The 17,604-nt window shown below is 66.9% G+C and carries 13 protein-coding genes and 1 pseudogene; all 14 read left to right on the top strand.

Annotated features, from left to right (window positions below; all coding sequences use genetic code 11):
• The first annotated feature begins 13 nt into the window (after nt 1-13).
• The 14 genes and pseudogenes from LL253_RS10135 to LL253_RS10070 all read left to right on the top strand — a co-directional run bounded on the left by LL253_RS10135 (nt 14) and on the right by LL253_RS10070 (nt 17,604).
• Nucleotides 14-937, top strand: coding sequence for a P-loop NTPase (locus LL253_RS10135; RefSeq protein ID WP_037542805.1), 924 nt, complete (start codon nt 14-16; stop codon nt 935-937).
• Nucleotides 934-2,538 (top strand): hypothetical protein, encoded by a 1,605-nt coding sequence (locus tag LL253_RS10130; RefSeq protein ID WP_228227114.1) that lies wholly within the window; start codon nt 934-936, stop codon nt 2,536-2,538. Before LL253_RS10135 ends, LL253_RS10130 begins: the two co-directional genes overlap by 4 nt.
• Before the next feature lie 25 nt (nt 2,539-2,563).
• A pseudogene (locus LL253_RS10125) lies at nt 2,564-3,586 on the top strand (XrtA/PEP-CTERM system-associated ATPase); the annotation flags it as partial.
• 735 nt (nt 3,587-4,321) lie between these two features.
• Nucleotides 4,322-5,167, top strand: coding sequence for an XrtA system polysaccharide deacetylase (locus LL253_RS10120; protein ID WP_228227113.1), 846 nt, complete (start codon nt 4,322-4,324; stop codon nt 5,165-5,167).
• A complete protein-coding gene (locus LL253_RS10115; protein ID WP_228227112.1) occupies nt 5,164-6,234 on the top strand; it encodes a FemAB family XrtA/PEP-CTERM system-associated protein in 1,071 nt (356 codons plus the stop codon). The genes LL253_RS10120 and LL253_RS10115 overlap by 4 nt, the downstream gene beginning before the upstream one ends.
• A complete protein-coding gene (locus LL253_RS10110) occupies nt 6,231-7,445 on the top strand; it encodes a TIGR03087 family PEP-CTERM/XrtA system glycosyltransferase (protein ID WP_228227111.1) in 1,215 nt (404 codons plus the stop codon). Before LL253_RS10115 ends, LL253_RS10110 begins: the two co-directional genes overlap by 4 nt.
• On the top strand, nt 7,442-8,977 hold the full coding sequence (xrtA, locus tag LL253_RS10105; protein WP_228227110.1) for an exosortase A: 1,536 nt from the start codon (nt 7,442-7,444) through the stop codon (nt 8,975-8,977). Before LL253_RS10110 ends, xrtA begins: the two co-directional genes overlap by 4 nt.
• Before the next feature lie 11 nt (nt 8,978-8,988).
• Nucleotides 8,989-10,884, top strand: a complete 1,896-nt coding sequence (locus LL253_RS10100) for an XrtA/PEP-CTERM system amidotransferase (protein WP_228227109.1) — start codon at nt 8,989-8,991, stop codon at nt 10,882-10,884.
• 233 nt (nt 10,885-11,117) lie between these two features.
• A complete protein-coding gene (locus LL253_RS10095; RefSeq protein WP_228227108.1) occupies nt 11,118-12,488 on the top strand; it encodes a sugar transferase in 1,371 nt (456 codons plus the stop codon).
• A gap of 2 nt (nt 12,489-12,490) precedes the next feature.
• Nucleotides 12,491-13,621, top strand: a complete 1,131-nt coding sequence (locus LL253_RS10090) for a glycosyltransferase family 2 protein (protein ID WP_228227107.1) — start codon at nt 12,491-12,493, stop codon at nt 13,619-13,621.
• Between the two features lie 62 nt (nt 13,622-13,683).
• Nucleotides 13,684-14,421, top strand: coding sequence for a class I SAM-dependent methyltransferase (locus LL253_RS10085; RefSeq protein ID WP_228227106.1), 738 nt, complete (start codon nt 13,684-13,686; stop codon nt 14,419-14,421).
• Nucleotides 14,418-15,719: a hypothetical protein gene (locus LL253_RS10080; protein ID WP_228227105.1), complete on the top strand. Its 1,302-nt coding sequence runs from the start codon at nt 14,418-14,420 to the stop codon at nt 15,717-15,719. The genes LL253_RS10085 and LL253_RS10080 overlap by 4 nt, the downstream gene beginning before the upstream one ends.
• Entirely contained in the window at nt 15,716-16,861 is a 1,146-nt protein-coding gene (locus LL253_RS10075; protein WP_228227104.1) for a glycosyltransferase family 4 protein, read from the top strand. Before LL253_RS10080 ends, LL253_RS10075 begins: the two co-directional genes overlap by 4 nt.
• On the top strand, nt 16,858-17,604 hold the full coding sequence (locus LL253_RS10070) for an FkbM family methyltransferase (RefSeq protein ID WP_228227103.1): 747 nt from the start codon (nt 16,858-16,860) through the stop codon (nt 17,602-17,604). The genes LL253_RS10075 and LL253_RS10070 overlap by 4 nt, the downstream gene beginning before the upstream one ends.

The following is a 17,604-nucleotide window of genomic DNA, read 5'->3' as shown; positions in this document are numbered from 1 at the left end:
GGAGCGCGATCCCATGAACCAGCATAGCTCCATCAAGGGCCGCGGATCGCTGATAGAGCGCGCGACCCAGATTTATGACTTCTCCGCTGCCCTGAAGGGGCGCGCTGCCCCGGCGGTCGATGTGCCTGCCGATGCGCCGCTGCCGCCGCCCGTCGACGTGCCGGTTGCGCCGGGCGCGCCCGATGCGCCGGTCACGCGCGCGCCGGCCTGGACGGGCCCGGTGCAGCCGATCGACCGCGACGCGCTGGCGCAGGGCGGCTTCCTGTTGCCCGAAGGCCCGGTGACCGTGATGAGCGAGGAATTCCGGCTGCTTAAGCGCGACCTGCTGGCGCAGCTGCGCGACAATCCGCGCGGCAACCGCATCCTCGTCTGCTCCCCCAACAGCGGCGAGGGCAAGAGCTTTTGCGCGATCAACCTGGCGCTCAGCCTGGCGGCGGAGAAGGACCTGGAAATCCTGCTGGTCGATGCCGATTTCGGCAGCCCGTCGATTCCGCAGAGCCTGGGCCTCAACCCCGGTCCGGGGCTGATGGATGCGCTGGCCGACCCGATGATCGCGATCGAGGATTGCATCGTTCGCACCGACCTGCCCTCGCTTTCGGTCCTGTCCGCCGGGCAGCGCAGCAACAATGACACCGAATATCTGACCTCGAGCCGCACTCAGCATTTGCTGGCGCGCCTGACCGAAGGCCGGCCCGAACGCGTGCTGATCTTCGATTCGCCGCCTTTGCTCGGCGCGTCGCCGGCCGCGGTGCTGGCCGGCCATGCCGCCATCGCGTTGCTGGTGGTGCAGGCCGACCGGACCAGTGAAAGCGCGGTGCGCGAAGCTGCCGCCTTGCTCAAGGGCGGGGTGCAGGTGCGCCTGCTGCTCAATGCCGCGCGCTTCACGACGGGACGGCATTTCGGCCATTATCATGACAAGGGGGAGGGGCGCGGATGACGCTCCATCGCACCATCTGGCTTGCGTCTGCGGCCATCGCCGCGCTGGCGGCAAGCCCGGCCGCCGCGCAGGAGTCGCGCGCCGATCGCCGCGTCGATGTCGTGCCGTATCTGGGCATCGACCAGGTTGTGACCGCGCCGTTGAAGGGCGGTGGCGACGTGCTGACCTACACCAACGTCACCGCCGGCATCACCGCCGAAGTGCAGAATCGCCGCGTCGAAGCGGTGATCGACGCCCAATATAATCATAGCTTCGGCTGGGGCAGCCAGGCGGTCGATCAGGATGTGTTGAGCGGCATCGCCAGCGCCAATTTCAACGTGGCGCGCGGCCTGACCTTCCAGACCGGGGGCCTTGCCAGCCGCGTGCGCACCGATGGCCTGTCGGGCGCGCTGCCGCAGCGCGATACTTATACCAGCCAGGTCTGGGCCGCCTATGCCGGGCCGTCCTATACGACGCAACTGGGCGATCTCAACGTCAATGCCTCCTATCGCCTGGGCTATGCGCGGGTGGATGACAGCGTCGACCAGAATTTCGCGGGTGCGCAGCCCAATGGTTCCTTCGCCGACAGCTGGACGCACAGCCTGCTGGGATCGGTCGGCTTTTCACCTGACACGCTGCTGCCGGGCGTCGGCCTGACCGCGAGCGCGGGCTATGACCGCGAAGATGCGCGGCAGCTGGATCAGCGGTTCGAGGACGCCTGGGGCCGGGTGGACGCTACCGTGCCGATTTCCCCCACTGTCGCCCTGGTGGGGGGTGTCGGCTATGAAGACATACAGATCAGCCAGCGGTCGCCGTTGTTGGACGAAGACGGCCTGCCGGTCATCCGCAATGGCCGCTATGTCACCGACAACAGCTCGCCGCGCGCGCTGATCTATGATTTCAGCGACATCATCTGGGACGCCGGCGTGCTCTGGCGGCCCAGCCGCCGCACCTCGCTTCAGGCGCGGGTGGGCGAACGCTATGGCGGCATGACCTATCAGGGCAGCTTCCTGTGGCAGGGCCAGGACAGCCATTTCGCACTGGTCGTGTTCGACGGCATCGACAGTTTCGGGCGGGTCATCACCTCCAATGTGGGGGCGCTGTCGGGAAGCAATTTCGACGTTGCGCGCAATCCCTTCACGGGCGACATCACCGGCTGCGCCTTCTCCGTCACGGGCGGGGGACAATGTTTCAACGATGCCTTGTCGGGCATCACGGCGGCGAATTTCCGCTATCGCGGCGTGGCGGCGCAATATGCGCTGCGGCGCGGGCAATGGGGCTGGGGCCTGGGCGCCGGCTATTCGCAGCGCAAGTTCATTACGCCGCAGGGCGAAATGGTGCTGGTGCGCGGATCGCGGGACGAAAACTGGTTCGGCAATGGGTCGATGACCTATGCGTTCAACGATCGCGACAGCCTGGAAACCGTCGCTTACATCAATTATTTCGACGCCAGCGGCGGCCGCCCGGACGTGCTGAACTATGGCGGGTTCACCAGCTATTTCAAGGGGCTGAGCCGGCGCCTGTCGGCGTCCGCCTCGCTGGGTCTGGACGGGGTTCAGGCAGACGATATCGACACGGTGATCAGCGCGCTGGGGCAGGTTGGCCTGCGCTACAGCTTCTAGCGCCTGGGGGCATGGAGACGAGCTAATGTACGAGCACTATTACGGACTTCAGGGCCGCCCGTTCCAGCTGACGCCGGACCCGCATTATTATTTCGAAAGCGCGACGCACCGCAAGGCGCTGTCCTATCTGGGCTATGGCCTGGCGCAGGGCGAAGGCTTCATCGTCATCACCGGCGACATCGGCGCAGGCAAGACCACTTTGGTCGGCCATCTGATGCAGACGATCGATCCTTCGCGGCTGACCGCCGTCAAGATCGTATCGACGCAGGTGGAGGGCGACGACATGCTGCGCCTTGCCGCGCAGAGCTTTGGCCTTGTAACCGAAGGCTATACCAAGGCGGCGACGCTGCAAAAGATCGAAGGTTATCTGCATGGCCAGGCGCGCGCCGGCCGGCGGTCGCTGCTGATCGTCGATGAGGCGCAGAACCTCAGCGTTTCGGCGATCGAGGAATTGCGGATGCTGTCCAATTTTCAGCTGGGCGGCCAGTCGCTGCTGCAAATCTTCCTGCTGGGGCAGCCGGAGTTTCGCGACCTGCTGCGCTCGCCCGATCTGGAGCAGTTGCGCCAGCGCGTCATCGCCACCCATCATCTGGAACCGATGCTGCCGAGCGAAATCGAACCCTATGTGATCCATCGGCTGGGGATCGCCGGTTGGACCGGCAATCCCGCCTTCACGCCCGCCTCCTTCTCCGCGCTCTATGCCGCGACCGGCGGCGTGCCGCGCCGTTTGAATGCGCTGATCAGCCGCGTCCTGCTGCTGGGCGCGATCGAGCAAATTCATGAGATCGACGCCGACGCGGTAGCGGCGGTGGTGGCCGATATGGGGCTGGACGTCGATATCATGCCGGAACCGATCGCCGCCTCCGCGCTGGACGACGTGCAGGAGGACATGATCGCGGAGACAGTCGAAGCCGACGAGGATGCACAGCCGTTCGTGCAAGCAGAAGTCGCTGAGGAGTTCAAGGCGGTCGAGGCGGATGAAACCGCCGACCTGGTCGACGACCCCGTGTGGGACCGTGACATTGCCGCCTCGCAGGAGGAATACGCCCCGGTGCCGGAGGAGCAGGCGCAGGAGGATTGGACCCCGGTGCCCTTCACCGCGCTGGAGGAAAGCGACCCGGTGGATGCGGCCGGCCAGGATACGGAGCCAGCGCCCTTCGTCGATCCTGTCGATGCGGCCGTAAACGCCCCGATCGACGAAGCCGCGCCCTTCGCGCCACCCGCCGACCGGGCGCCCTTCGCTCCGCCGTCGGACGTGGCTCTGCGCGAGGAAGAGGATGCCGACGTGGCCGACTGGGACTCGGAGTCCTGGTCCACGCCGGAAGCCGCGCCAATCGCGGACGGCAAATGGGACATGAATGCGGAGATCGCCGACATGCAGACATCGCTCGATCATTTCGATGAGAAGGTGCTGGACGAAGGCGACGCGACCGCGCCGGTTGCGGCAACGCCCGATCCGGCAGAGGGCATGAGTGACCTGCGCCGTGACATGCAGGACGAAATCGCCGCCCTGCGCGCGGAAATCGCGTCGCTGCGCGCCGTGCAGTCGCACGCGCCGTTCACGCCGCCCCAGACGATCGATCCCGATGCGCTCAAGGATTGCTTCACCCTGATCGAGGAACGTCTGGCTTCGCTCGAATTCCGGGCGGAGGAGCATGATGTCGCGCTGCGCCGCGTGCTGACCATGCTGGTCGAATGGGTCGAGCGGGAAGACCGGATGGACGAGGTCGTGCGGGACGCGGCCGTCGCCTGATCCGCGCCGCGCCACGAAGATAGGAACGTCATGCGGAACGCCCTTTCGGTCGATGTCGAGGACTGGTTCCAGGTCGGCGCGTTCGAACGCACGATCGACCGCGCCGACTGGGACAGCCTGTCCCACCGTGTCGAGCGCAACACCGACGCGGTGCTGGATTTGTTTGCGCAAGCAGGTGTCAGCGCCACCTTCTTCACCCTGGGCTGGGTGGCGGAACGCTATCCCGCGCTGATGCGGCGGATCGTCGATGCGGGGCATGAGGTCGCCAGCCATGGCTATGACCATGCGCGCGTCTTCACCTTCACTCCAGACCAGTTCCGCGCCGACCTGCGCAAGGCGCGCGGATTGCTGGAGGATGCGAGCGGGCAGGCCGTGACCGGCTATCGTGCGCCCAGCTTCTCCATCGATCCGCGCACGCCCTGGGCGCACGCGATCCTGGCGGAAGAAGGCTATCGCTATTCCTCCAGCGTCGCCCCGATCCGTCACGATCATTATGGCTGGCCCGATTCGCCGCGTTTCGCCTGGAAGCCGGTCGCGGATTCGCCGCTTGTCGAACTGCCGGTGACGACCGCCAAATGGGGCAAGCGCACGCTCGCGGCCGGGGGCGGGGGCTTTTTCCGTCTGCTGCCTTATGGTTTTTCGCGCTGGGCGATCCGGCAGGTCAATGAAGAGGCCAAGCGGCCGGCGATCATCTATTTCCATCCGTGGGAAATCGACCCCGGCCAGCCGCGAGTCGCTGGCGCGCCGCTGCGATCGCGCCTGCGCCATTATAGCAACCTGTCGGTCATGGCCGATAAGCTGCGCCGCCTGACGCGCGATTTTGCCTGGACGCGGGTCGACGCGCTGGCCGATGCGGAGGCCGCGCGCGCAGCATGATCCAGGGTTCAGCCGCCGGACTAAGCGTCACGACGCTCGACCTGCGCGATGGCGCGCAGGCGCAAGCGGCGGAGGATTATGTCCTGGGCCACGCGGAATCGACGCCCTTTCACCGCCCGGCCTGGCTGCGCGCGATCGAGGAGGCGACGGGGAACCGCGCGCTGATGCTGGTGGCAGTGGCCCCTTCTGGCCGCATCGTCGGATTGCTGCCGCTGCATCATATGAAAAGCGCGCTGTTCGGGCAGGCTCTCGTGTCGAGCGGATTTGCCGTCGATGGCGGGATATTGGCCGATGACGCGCGCGCTGTCGCCATGCTGGCGCAGGCGGCGCGCGACCTGTCGCACGATCGCGGCGACATAGCCATCGAACTGCGCGGCGGCCCCGCGCCGGGCGGCGAATGGCAGACGCGCGAGGGGCAGCATCTGGGCTTTTCCCGTCCGCTGGCTTCCGACGAGGAGGCCGAACTCCTCGCCATCCCGCGCAAGCACCGCGCCGAATTGCGCAAGGCGCTCGCCAATTCCGCGCTGCACTTCGAGGTCGGGCGCGAGCGGCAGCATCTGCGCGACCATTATCGCGTGTACGCCACCAGCGTGCGCAACCTTGGCACGCCGGTCTTTCCGGCGCGCCTGTTCCGCGCGGTGCTGGAGCAGTTTGGCGAGGATGCCGACATATTGATCGTGCGCGAAGGGGATCGCGCCGTGTCGGCGGTGCTCACCCTCTATCATAAGGGCCGGGCCATGCCCTTTTGGGGCGGCGGCATCGGCGACGCGCGGCGGCTGCGGTCCAACGAACTCCTCTATTTTCGCCTGATGGGCCATGCCCGCGCGCGCGGCATGGAGATTTTCGATTTCGGCCGGTCGAAGGTCGGAAGCGGGCAGGCGGCTTGGAAGAAGAGCTTTGGCTTCGAACCCGTACCGCTCGCCTATCATGCCTGGTCGCCGCACGGCGCGGCGCGCGATATCGACCCCAACAGCGCCAAATATCAGCGGCGCATCGATCTGTGGAAGAAATTGCCGCTGCCGGTCGCCAACCTGATCGGCCCGCTGATCGCGCGGGGCCTGGGATGAGCGGCGACATTCTGTTCCTGTGCCATCGCGTTCCCTTTCCGCCCGATCGCGGCGACAAGATTCGCTCCTGCCATATGTTGAAGCGCCTGGCGCAGGTCGCGCCGGTGCATGTCGGCTGCTTTGCCGACGATGATCGCGATATGGGCTTGGCCGCCGATCTGGCGCAGGTCGCCGCCAGCCAATGCGTGTTGCGGCGCGACCGGTCGAAGCTGGTCGCGGGCCTCACCGGCCTTGCCAAGCGTCAGTCGATGCTGGTGTCGTTGTTCGACCATCCCGATCTGCACCAATGGGTGCGGCAGACTCTGGCCGACCGCCCGATCCGCGCGGTGTTCGCCTATTCCGCGCAAATGGCGCATTTTGTGCCGCCACTGGCGCCAAGCGTCCGCTTCATGATGGATTTCGTCGATTTCGATTCGGCCAAATATGCCGCCTATGGCCGGCAGGGCAGCGGCCCCATGGCCTGGGTCAATCGCCGCGAAGGCCGGTTGCTGTTCGATTTCGAACGCCGCGTCGCCGCCTGCGCGGACCTGTCCAGTTTCGTGAGCGAAGCGGAAGCCGCGCTGTTCCGCGATGCCACGGGACTTGGCCCCGATCGCGTCATCGCCATCGAAAATGGCGTTGCGCTCGACTATTTCGATCCCGCCGCGGCCCTAGACCCGGTCGATAGCGGGCAAGGACCGTTGCTCGTCTTCACCGGGCAGATGGACTATCGCCCCAATGTGGAGGCGGTGGAGAGTTTCGCCCGCGATGTGCTGCCCCGTGTGCAGGCAGTCCATCCGACCACACGCTTCGCCATCGTCGGCCGCAATCCGTCGCCGCAGGTGGAGGCGCTGTCCCACCTGCCCGGCGTCATCGTGACGGGCGGCGTGCCCGACGTGCGCGGTTGGCTTGCCGCCGCCGATGTCGTGGTCGCGCCGCTGCGGATCGCGCGCGGCATCCAGAACAAGGTGCTGGAAGCGATGGCGATGGCGCGCCCGGTCGTTGCCTCGCCACAGGCGGCCGAGGGCATTGACGCCACCCATGGCGATCATCTGCTGGTCGCTGCCGATCCGGCCGGCGAAGCGCAGGCGGTTCTTGATCTCTTGGCCGATCCTGCCCGCGCGCAGGCGATGGGCCGCGCCGCGCGCGCCCGGATGGAGCAGCGTTATCGCTGGAGCGCGACGCTCGCCGACTTGCCGGCCATGCTCTGCGGCGACATGCAGCCCGCATGACGAACGCCGCGATGATCCGCGAGCCGGCCTCCGCATCCGCCATCGATGGTTGGCGCGCGCATCTGTCCGCGCTCGGCCTGATCGCTGCCGCGATCCTGGCGCTGTTCCACCGCGACGTCATCGGCATGGTATCGATCTGGTGGAATGCGTCGACCTTTGGCCACTGCCTGTTCGTGCCGCTGCTGATCGGCTGGCTGGTGCAGCAGCGGCTGCCCGGCCTGCGCCAATTGCAGCCCGTCGCCTGGGCGCCAGGGCTGCTCTGGCTGGGGGCGGGGGCCTTTGTCTGGCTGCTCGGCGCGGCGGCGGGCGTTGCGCTGTTTCGTCATGGCGCGCTGGTGGTGATGCTCCAGGGCGCGACGATCGCGCTGCTGGGACCGACGGTGGCGCGCGCGCTGCTCTTCCCGCTTTTCTACGCCTTCTTCATGGTGCCCTTTGGCGAGGAACTGGTCCCGCCGCTGCAATTGCTGACCGCGCGCCTATCGATGCTGCTGCTCGACCTCACCGGCGTGCCCGCGCATCTGGAGGGCATCTTCATCACCACGCCGACCGGCTATTTCGAGGTGGCCGAGGCCTGTTCGGGCGCGAAATTCCTGATCGCCATGGCGGCTTATGGGGTGCTGGTGTGCAATGTCTGCTTCCGAAGCTGGCGGCGGCGCATCCTGTTCCTTACCGGGGCGCTCGGCCTGTCGATCCTAGCCAATGGCGTGCGCGCCTATGCCACCATTTTGGTCGCGCACCTGACCACCGTCGATGCGGCGGTGGGTTTCGACCATGTCGTCTATGGCTGGGTCTTCTTCGCCATCATCATGATCATCGTCATGGCCGTCGCCTGGCCCTTTTTCGATCGCAAGCCCGGCGATCCCTGGTTCGATCCGCGCGCGCTGCAAGCGGCGACTGTGCGCGGGCAGCCGCTGTCCTTCGTCGCGGGGGGCGCACTGGCGCTGGTCGTGGCCGCGCCGCTCTGGCTTGCCGGGACCGCAGCGACCGCCGAGCCGCTGCCGCCGACGCTTGCCCTGCCCACCATATCCGGCTGGACCCGCACCGACGCGCCCCAGGCCTATCCCTGGCGGCCGCGTTTCGACGGCGCGGATCATTTCGTCACCGCCCGCTATCGCAATGCGCGCGGGCAGGTGGTGGACATCGCCATCGCCACCTATGCGCGGCAGGCGGAGGGGCGCGAACTGGTGGGCTTCGCGCAGGGCGCGGCCGATCCCGACAGCGAATGGGTCTGGTCCTCGCCCGCTCGCGCGCCCGCCGGCGCGCTGGGCGAACAGATCACCGCGCCCGGCCCGGTCGTGCGCCATGTCGTGAGCGCTTATGCCGTGGGGGGAGGCGCGCCGACCGGCAGCAAGCCCGCGGTCAAGCTCGCCACGCTCAAGGCCCGGCTGCTGGGCGGGGACCAGCGCGCCGTCGCCATCCTGGTGTCCGCCGAGCAGACCGAGACGCAGGATGCCGACGCCGCTGTCACCGCCTTCCTCGACAATATGGGTGACATGCGGCTTTTGGCTGACCGCGCCATTGGTATCCGCTAGAGCCTGATCCCATGTGCGGCATAGCGGGCATCTTCCACCTCGAAACGGCAAAGCCCGTCGATCCTGCGCGGGTGCGCGCGATGCTGGACGCGATGCCCCATCGCGGCCCGGACGGCAGCGGCGTGTGGACAGCGCCGGGCGTCGGCCTTGGCCATCTGCGCCTGTCGATCATCGACCTGGCCGGCGGCGCGCAGCCGATGTTGACCGAGGATGAAAGCCTGGCCGTCGTCTTCAACGGCGAAATCTACAATTTCGCTGAAGTCCGCGCCGAACTGGAGGCCAAGGGGCATATTTTCCGCACTTCCAGCGACACCGAAGTCATCCTGCACGGCTACCGCCAATGGGGCGAGGACTGCGTGCATCGCTTCAACGGCATGTTCGCCTTCGCCCTGTTCGATGCGCGCGCGCAGTCGCTCTGGCTGGCGCGCGACCGGCTGGGGGTGAAGCCGCTCCATTATGCGCTGCTGTCGGATGGCAGCCTGATCTTCGGGTCGGAATTGAAAAGCCTGCTCGCCCATCCGCTGCTGCGCCGCGCGCCTGACCTGTCGGCGGTCGAGGACTATATGGCCTATGGCTATATTCCCGACGACGCCTGCCTGATCGCGGGCGTGCGCAAGCTGGGCGCGGGCGAAACGCTGCGGCTGGTGCGGGGCCGTTCCTTGCCGCAGCCGCACCGTTATTGGGACGTCAGTTTCGCCGACCGCAGCAAGGCGAAGCCAGAGGCGCTGGAGGAGGAACTGGTCGCGCTGATGCGCCAGGCGGTGCGGTCGCGCATGGTGGCGGACGTGCCGCTGGGCGCGTTCCTGTCGGGCGGGGTCGACAGCAGCAGCGTCGTCGCGCTGATGGCCGAAGCCTCGCAGCGCGCGGTCAAGACCTGCACCATCGGCTTCGACGTCGCGAGCCTGGACGAAACCGCCTATGCCGACCGCGTCGCCCGGCGCTTCGCCACCGATCACCGCGCGCGCATCGTATCACCCGATGATTATGGGTTGATCGACACGCTGGCCCATCATTTCGACGAACCCTTCGCTGACGCCTCCGCATTGCCCACCTATCGGGTGTGCGAACTGGCGCGCGAGCAGGTGACGGTGGCGCTGTCGGGTGATGGCGCGGACGAAGCCTTTGCGGGCTATCGCCGCCACCGCTTCCAGATGCAGGGGGAAAGGCTGCGCGGCCTGATCCCCGCATCGGTGCGCCAACCCTTGTTCGGAACGCTTGGCCGCTATTATCCCAAGGCCGATTGGGCGCCGCGCGTCCTGCGCGCCAAGTCGACCTTCCTGGAACTGGCGGGGGACGGTGGCGAAGCCTATGCCGCCTCCGTTGGCGTCACGCCCCACGCCCTGCGCCGGCGCCTCTTCAGCCAGGAGATGAAAAGCCGGCTGGGCGCCTATCGCGCCGAGGATCGCTACATCAAGGCGATGGCGAATGCGCCCGCGCGCGATCCGCTCGACCGCGCGCAATATGCCGATATCCGCATCTGGCTGCCCGGCGACATTTTGGCCAAGACCGACCGGATGAGCATGGCCGTCAGCCTGGAGGCGCGCGAGCCTCTGCTCGACTATCGTCTCGTCGAATTCGCCGCACGCCTGCCGGTGGCGCAACGCATTCGCGGTAACAGCGGCAAGGCGCTGATGAAGAAGGCGATGGAGCCTTTCCTGCCGCAGGACATACTTTACCGCCAGAAAATGGGCTTCGTCACGCCGATCAGCGCCTGGTTCCGAGGCGCGCTGGCGGGCGAGGCGAGCGCCATCGCCGGCGGATCGGCGCTGGCGAAGACCGACTGGTTCGACGCCCGGATGCTGGCGAAGGTCGCCGCCGACCACAAAGCTGGCGTGGCCGACCATGGCCGGCTGCTGTGGCAATTGCTGATGCTGGACAAGGCGCTGGGGCGATTGTTTGGGGGGTAGTTCAAAGAGCGCAAACCTTTCCGTTCGTCCTGAGTAGCCATTGAGCCTGGCAAAATGGCGTATCGAAGGATTTGTGCTTCGATACAGGTCTTCGCCTTCGCTCAGCCGCTGCTCAGCACCAACGGGTTTATCTCTGCCTGCTCAACGCAAAATCGAGAAGCGCAGCGCGCCAACTTATCGGTTATGGCGCTTCCCCTTGCCACCCGCCCCGCACAATGCCAACGCAGCAGCCGATGATGATGCAGAATGCCAGCATGACAGTTTCCAAGGAAATGGTGCGGTTGCGCCTTTATGCGCTGTGCCTGGCGGGGGACATGGCCGGGCTGTTCTGCGCTTTCCTGGCCGCCAACTGGTTCGTGCTGGGCGCGCTGTGGGGCGAGCCGGGCAAGCCGCACGGCATCGTCATGTTCGCCATGGTCGCGCCGCTCTACGCGCTGCTGGCGGTGCAGGGCGGGGCCTATGGCATCAACACGATCGACCATCTGCGGCGGGGGATCGTGCGGGCGCTGTGGGCGCTGGCGCAGGCGGCGCTGCTGATGCTGCTGATCGTCTATCTGGGCAAGATCGCCGAGCAATTGTCGCGCCTGACCTTCGTCACGGGGCTGGGGCTGGGCGCGCTTTGTCTGGCGCTGGTGCGGGTGGCGGTGGCGCGGCTGGCGGTCAGCCTGCTGGGCGGCGTGCCGCATCTGACCGCCGTCATCCTGGATGGCGTGACGATCGCGACGGGCTTCCATGCCAGTATCGTCGATGCCGACGCCGCCAATCTGCGCCCCGAACGGCATGACGCTGACATGGCCGCCCGGCTCGCCGCTGCCGTGGGCATGGCGGAACGGGTGATCGTCGCCTGCCCGATGGAGCGCATGGACGACTGGTCGGCGGCGCTCAAGTCGCTGTCCGCGCGCGGCGAAATCGTTGTGCCCGAATTGCTGCGCTTTGCGCCCGCGCGAGTCGATCAGTTCGATGGCCAGCCCACGATCATCGTCGCGGGCGGCCCGCTCCAGTTTCGCGATCGCCTGATCAAGCGCCTGTTCGACCTGATCGTCGCGGGGACCGCCACGATCCTGCTGTCGCCCATCCTGCTCGGCGCGGCGCTGGCGGTGCGGTTGACCAGCCCCGGCCCGGCGCTGTTTCGCCAGCCGCGCATCGGCAAGGACGCGCGGTCCTTTTCCATTTACAAGTTTCGATCGATGCGCACGGACGCCAGCGATCATCAGGCCGCGACGCTCACGCGTCGCGACGATGATCGCGTGACCCGCGTCGGCGCATTCCTGCGGCGCACCAGCATCGATGAATTGCCACAGCTTTTCAACGTGTTGAAAGGCGACATGAGCATCGTTGGTCCACGTCCCCATGCCGCGGCCGCGAAGGCGGGCAACAGCCTCTATTGGGAAGTCGACCCGCGTTACTGGGCGCGCCATTGCATCAAGCCGGGCATGACCGGCCTTGCCCAGGTGCGCGGCCATCGCGGCTCCACCGACCATCATCAGGACCTGATCGACCGGCTTCAGTCGGACCTCGAATATGTCAGCGACTGGTCGATCTGGCGCGACATGCGCATCATCGTCGCGACGCTGGGCGTGCTCGTGCATCACAAGGCTTATTAAGCATGCCCGCGATCGACCTGATTTTGCTTGTCATTCTGGCGCTGTGCCTGATCGCCGTCGCCTGGCCGTTTCTTTGCTATCCGCTGATCCTGCGCGCGCTGCCGACGCGCGCCGAACAGCCGGTCGCAGCGCCGCTCCCCAGCGCCTCGCTGCTGTTCTGCGCCTATAATGAAGCCGACGCGATGCCGGAAAAGCTCGCCAACATCGCCATGCTGTGCCAGCGCCATCCCGATCTGGAATGCCTGGCCTTCGACGACGGGTCGAGCGACGGCACTGGCGATCTGATCGCGGCCGCGGGGCATGTCACGCTGCTGCGCGGTCCCGGACGCAGCGGCAAGGCGCATGGCATGAAGCAGCTTGCCGCCCGCGCGCGCGGCGACGTGCTGATCTTCACCGACGCCAATGTGCTGCTGGACCCTGACGCCATCGACCGGCTGCTCGCCCGCTATGCCGATCCGGCGATCGGCGGCGTGCTCGGATCGCTCCACTATGTCGGCGCGGACGAAAGCGCCACCGCATCGGTCGGGTCGCTGTACTGGCGGCTTGAGGAACGGCTGAAGGACGAGGAATCGCGGACCGGCAATGTGTTGGGCGCGGATGGCTCCATCTTCTCGATCCGCCGCAGCCTCTACCCCGAATTCCCCGACAGCGTGCTCGACGACCTCACCGTGTCGATGGCGATCGTGTTCGCCGGCCGGCGGCTCATCAAGGCGAAGGATGTCATCGCCCGCGAACGGCTGGTGACGGCGCGCGGTGACGAATATCGGCGCAAGGTCCGCATCGCCGCGCGCGCCTGGCACACGCACCGTTACCTTCGCCCGCAATTGCGCCGCATGGCCGCGATCGACCGCTTCAAATATGCGTCGCGCAAGATTGTCCGCTGGTTCGGCGGGGCGTTCATCCTGACCGGCGCGCTGGCGGCCGCGATCCTCGCCTGGCGTCTCTCTCCGCTGCTTTTGGTCATCGGCGTCGCTGTCGTCGCCTTCGCCGTCCTGACGGGCACCCGCGCGCGCCGCGGCCCCCTAGCGGCGCTGGTCGACATGCTGATCGCCTATGCTGCCACCTTGCAGGGCGTGACAAAGGCGATGCGCGGGCGCACCGTCACCATCTGGAACCCGGCGCAATCGCGCTGACCCTCTCGCTTCTGCGCGACGATATAGTATAGGCGCTGGCCTGACCCCATGCGGAGACTGACGTGATTACTGTCCAGCGGGTGGCCAAGGCCGCCGGCAAGCATCTGACCCGGACTGCGCTGAAACTGCGCCAGGCGCTGGGCGCGCGCGCGTCGCGCGGCTGCCCGGCCTGCGGCAGGACGGTGGTCGGTTTCTTCCGCTATGGCGACAACCCCGAATGGGGCTGCCCGGCCTGCGGCGCGTCCCCGCGCGAGCGGCTGATGAACTGGCTGATCGGGGAAGGCCGCCTGACCGTGCCGGTCGATGGCGCGGTGCTGCACATGGCCCCCAATGAAGGCAGCCTGGTCCGCCGCTTTTCCGCTGCGGCCGATTATGTCCCCGCCGATCTCGACCCCGCGCGCTACACCGTTCCCGGAATGCAGCGCGTCGACCTGATGAAACTGGCCGACGTCGATCGCTACGACCTGTTCTACGCCAGCCATGTGATGGAGCATGTGCCCGACGATAGGGCGGTGCTGCGCAACATATTGCGCGCATTGAAGCCGGGCGGCGAGGCCTGGCTAATTGTCCCGTTATGGGACAAGCCGACCGAGGATGGCAGTTTCGCCATGCCCCCGCGCGAGCGGGAACGGCGCTTTGGCCAGTGGGACCATGTCCGCCAATATGGCCCCGATTTCGCGGACCGCATCCGCGCCGCGGGCTTCGATCTGGAGGAGATTGACGCCGCGTCGATCGACCCCGACCTGCGTCATTTCTACGCGCTCGACGACCGGCTGTTCAGGGCGCGCAAGCCACGATGAGCCGCCTCGCCCGGTTGGAGGGCAGCGCCCGCATCCTGGCCCTGGTGAAACTCGCCAATGTCGGGTTGGTGCTGATCTGGGGCTTTGCCGTCACCTTCGTATTCGTGCGCGTGCTCCCGATCGCGGAATTTCAGGCCTTCCTGCTGCTGGTCGCGTTCGGCAATTTCACCATTTCGGCGGAATTCGGCCTCACCAGCATCATCTACGCCCGCTTGCGGCGGCACTGGCTGGGGCGCGGCGAGGGCACGGACGATGGCGGCTTCCGGCTGGAGGAAATGGGCGTACTGTTCCTGTTCCTGGGCCTGCTGGTCGCGGGCGGAACGCTGATCCTAGTGATCGCGCTCGTCATGGGCTGGCTGGCGACGGCCATGCCTTTCCTGTTCCTGCTGTTCTTCCTGTCCGCCTGCCTCAACCTGCCGGCTTTGCTCGCAAAGCGCGCGCTGGCGGCGGTCGATGGCAATTTCCTGTGGGAGGCGCTCGATTGCGCGCGCCGCGTCGTCACCATCGCACTGCTGCTCGCCATCCTGGCGGGCCTCGACCCGCGCCTGTCGGTCGCGCTGCAACTGGTCGTCAGCGTCATCATGATCGGTGTCGCCATCGGCCATGTTCACCGGCGGCTGGGGATGCGCCGGCGTCACTGGCTGGCCGTGCGCGTGGGTGGGGGCCATGTGCGCAGCCACTATATGCGCGACATCGGCGCGTCGGCGGCATTCACCGTGTCGGACATCATCGCTTATAACGCGCCCTATTTCACCATTGCGGTGGTGACGTCGGACGCGCGGCCGATGCTGGTGTTCGATTTCTTCTTCAAGATGGCGCGCGCCCTGTCGATGCTGGTCCGCGCCCTGGTGGAGGCGGTGTTGCCCCGCATCACCCGCGCCTATCATGCCGGCGACCGGCCGCGGCTGCGGCAATTGCTGGGCCGCGCGCTCGCTGCCGCGATGCTGTTCGCGCTGGCGCTGGCGGCGGTCTTGTGGGGGGCGGGCGATCGGCTGTTCACGATCCTGTTCGACGGCCAGGCGAGCATCGACCGCGCGGACATCGGCCTCATCCTGCTGGCGCTCGCCGCGCTCACGGTCGTCAGCGTGTCGGTCTATGTACAGGCGGCGCTGGGCCGTTTCGCGCATCTGCTCGGCCGGTCGCTGCCCTTTCTCGCCGGATCGCTGGCGAGCGCGCCGCTCGCCCTCTCGCTGTTTCCCGGCCGCTTCGATCTCGGTTTCCTGACGCTCTATGCGCTGACCCTGATCGCGGTGGCGGGGCTGCATCTTCTCTCGCTGCGGACACTGGCGCGCGCATGAAGGTCGCGATGCTCGATCCGTCGCTCTTCACCGGGCGCTATGACGACAGCCTGTGCGCGGCGCTGGCCGCGCAGGGTGCGCAGGTAACGTTGCTCGGTCGCCCGATGCGCGCCACTGATGCGATCGAACCCCAGGGCTATCACTATCGCCCGCATTTCTTCCGCCGCAGCGAGGCGCTGCGCGACCGGCTGGGCGAAGGGCGCGCCTTTCGCCTGGCCAAGGCAGCGGAATATGGGCTGGCCTGCGCGCTAGGCGATCTGCGCCTGCTGACGCAAGCCGATGTCGTCCACGTCCAGTGGCTGCCGCTCGGACCCGCCGACCGGCTGATGCTGAAGCGACTGGCGGGCCGCGTAGCGCTGGTTCACACCGTCCACAATGCCGACGCCTATCATGCCGATGCGGGGGTTCAGGGGCGCGGCTATCGCGCGCTGCTTGACGGCTTCGATGCGCTGATCGTTCATGGGGACACGACCCGCGCAGCGTTGGTCGGGCAGGGCATCGCCCCGGCCCGCATCCATGTGACGCCGCACCCGCCCATGCGCCTGGCGCGCGCGACGCAGGCGGACCTTGACGCCGTGCCGCAACCGATGCTGCCGCGCCTGCTCTTCTTCGGCACCATCCGGCCCTATAAGGGCGTGGACGTGCTGGTCGACGCCTGCATTTTCCTTTGGCGGCAGGGTCATGGCTTTGAACTGGTGATCGCGGGCAAGCCCTTCATCGACATGACGCCGATGATCGAGGCCGTCGCGCGCGCCGGTTTTGCCGACCGGCTGGTGACGGATCTGGGCTTCCTGACCGAAGGCCGGCTCGACGCGCATATGGCGCGCGCGGACATGATCGCCTTTCCCTATCGCTATATCGATTCGAGCGGGGCGTTTCTTTCCGCGCTCCATCATGGCAAGGCGATGGTCACGTCGGACGCGGGCATGTTCGGCCAGTTGCCCGATGGCGTCGCGACGCGCGCGCCGGCCGGGGACGCAGCGGCCTTGGGCGAAGCGCTCTTGCCCCTGATCGAAAGCCCCGCCATCAGGCGGGAACAGGGCGCCCGTGCGCGCGCCTATGGAGACACTATGGGGTCCTGGCGGGAAATGGCGGCAACGACGATCGACATTTATCAGCGCGTGCTGGAGCAGCGGGCATGAGCCGCTATCGCCGCGAACTGGGCGATCGGCTGCTGGCGCTGCGGCTGGCGGCGGCGGGCCGCGTCCACCAATATCCGGAGGTGCAGGCGCTGCGCCGGTTCCTCATCAGCTTCGCCGTCGATTGCCTGTTCGATGTCGGGGCCAATCGCGGCCAATATGCGACGATGGCGCGCCGGGATGCCGGCTACAGAGGCCTCATCCTCTCCTTCGAGCCCAATCCCGATATTTTCGCGCTGCTGGAAAAGCGCGCCGCCGCCGATCCGCGCTGGCATGTGTTCAACATGGCGCTGTCCGATTTCGACGGGACGGCCAGCTTCAACATCATGGCGGCCGATCAGTTCAGTTCGTTGAAAAAGCCATCGGGTGTGCAGGACGCCATCTTCGCCGATCGCAACAAGGTGACGAAGACGGTCGAGATGCAGTGCCGCCGGCTCGATACGCTGTTGCCGGAATTGCTCGCGCAGCATGGCTTTGCCCGGCCGTTCCTCAAGATGGATACGCAGGGCCACGACCTGTCGGTGTGCGAAGGGGCGGGGGATGCCATCGGTCGGATGTTGGGCGTCCAGACCGAACTGGGCGTGCGCCCCATCTATGACGGCGGCACCGGCTATCGCGCGATGATCGACTGGCTGGAAGCGCGCGATTTCATGCCGTCCGCCTTCTTCGCCAATAATAAGGGGCATTTCCCGCTGCTGGTCGAAATGGACGGCATTTTCGTCAACCGGACGCTGGTGCGCGACTGA

Origin of the sequence: Sphingobium soli (genome assembly GCF_020782245.1) — a bacterium.
GTDB lineage: Bacteria > Pseudomonadota > Alphaproteobacteria > Sphingomonadales > Sphingomonadaceae > Sphingobium > Sphingobium soli.
The sequence above is the reverse complement of the archived record's forward strand: the minus strand, read 5'-3'. Positions and strand labels throughout refer to the sequence as shown.

What these genes read in the sequence shown, in the direction of transcription:
- LL253_RS10135 (WP_037542805.1), top strand. Translation starts at nt 14, where the DNA reads ATGAACCAGCATAGCTCCATCAAGGGCCGCGGATCGCTGATAGAGCGC.
- LL253_RS10130 (WP_228227114.1), top strand. Translation starts at nt 934, where the DNA reads ATGACGCTCCATCGCACCATCTGGCTTGCGTCTGCGGCCATCGCCGCG.
- LL253_RS10120 (WP_228227113.1), top strand. Translation starts at nt 4,322, where the DNA reads ATGCGGAACGCCCTTTCGGTCGATGTCGAGGACTGGTTCCAGGTCGGC.
- LL253_RS10115 (WP_228227112.1), top strand. Translation starts at nt 5,164, where the DNA reads ATGATCCAGGGTTCAGCCGCCGGACTAAGCGTCACGACGCTCGACCTG.
- LL253_RS10110 (WP_228227111.1), top strand. Translation starts at nt 6,231, where the DNA reads ATGAGCGGCGACATTCTGTTCCTGTGCCATCGCGTTCCCTTTCCGCCC.
- xrtA (WP_228227110.1), top strand. Translation starts at nt 7,442, where the DNA reads ATGACGAACGCCGCGATGATCCGCGAGCCGGCCTCCGCATCCGCCATC.
- LL253_RS10100 (WP_228227109.1), top strand. Translation starts at nt 8,989, where the DNA reads ATGTGCGGCATAGCGGGCATCTTCCACCTCGAAACGGCAAAGCCCGTC.
- LL253_RS10095 (WP_228227108.1), top strand. Translation starts at nt 11,118, where the DNA reads ATGATGATGCAGAATGCCAGCATGACAGTTTCCAAGGAAATGGTGCGG.
- LL253_RS10090 (WP_228227107.1), top strand. Translation starts at nt 12,491, where the DNA reads ATGCCCGCGATCGACCTGATTTTGCTTGTCATTCTGGCGCTGTGCCTG.
- LL253_RS10080 (WP_228227105.1), top strand. Translation starts at nt 14,418, where the DNA reads ATGAGCCGCCTCGCCCGGTTGGAGGGCAGCGCCCGCATCCTGGCCCTG.
- LL253_RS10075 (WP_228227104.1), top strand. Translation starts at nt 15,716, where the DNA reads ATGAAGGTCGCGATGCTCGATCCGTCGCTCTTCACCGGGCGCTATGAC.
- LL253_RS10070 (WP_228227103.1), top strand. Translation starts at nt 16,858, where the DNA reads ATGAGCCGCTATCGCCGCGAACTGGGCGATCGGCTGCTGGCGCTGCGG.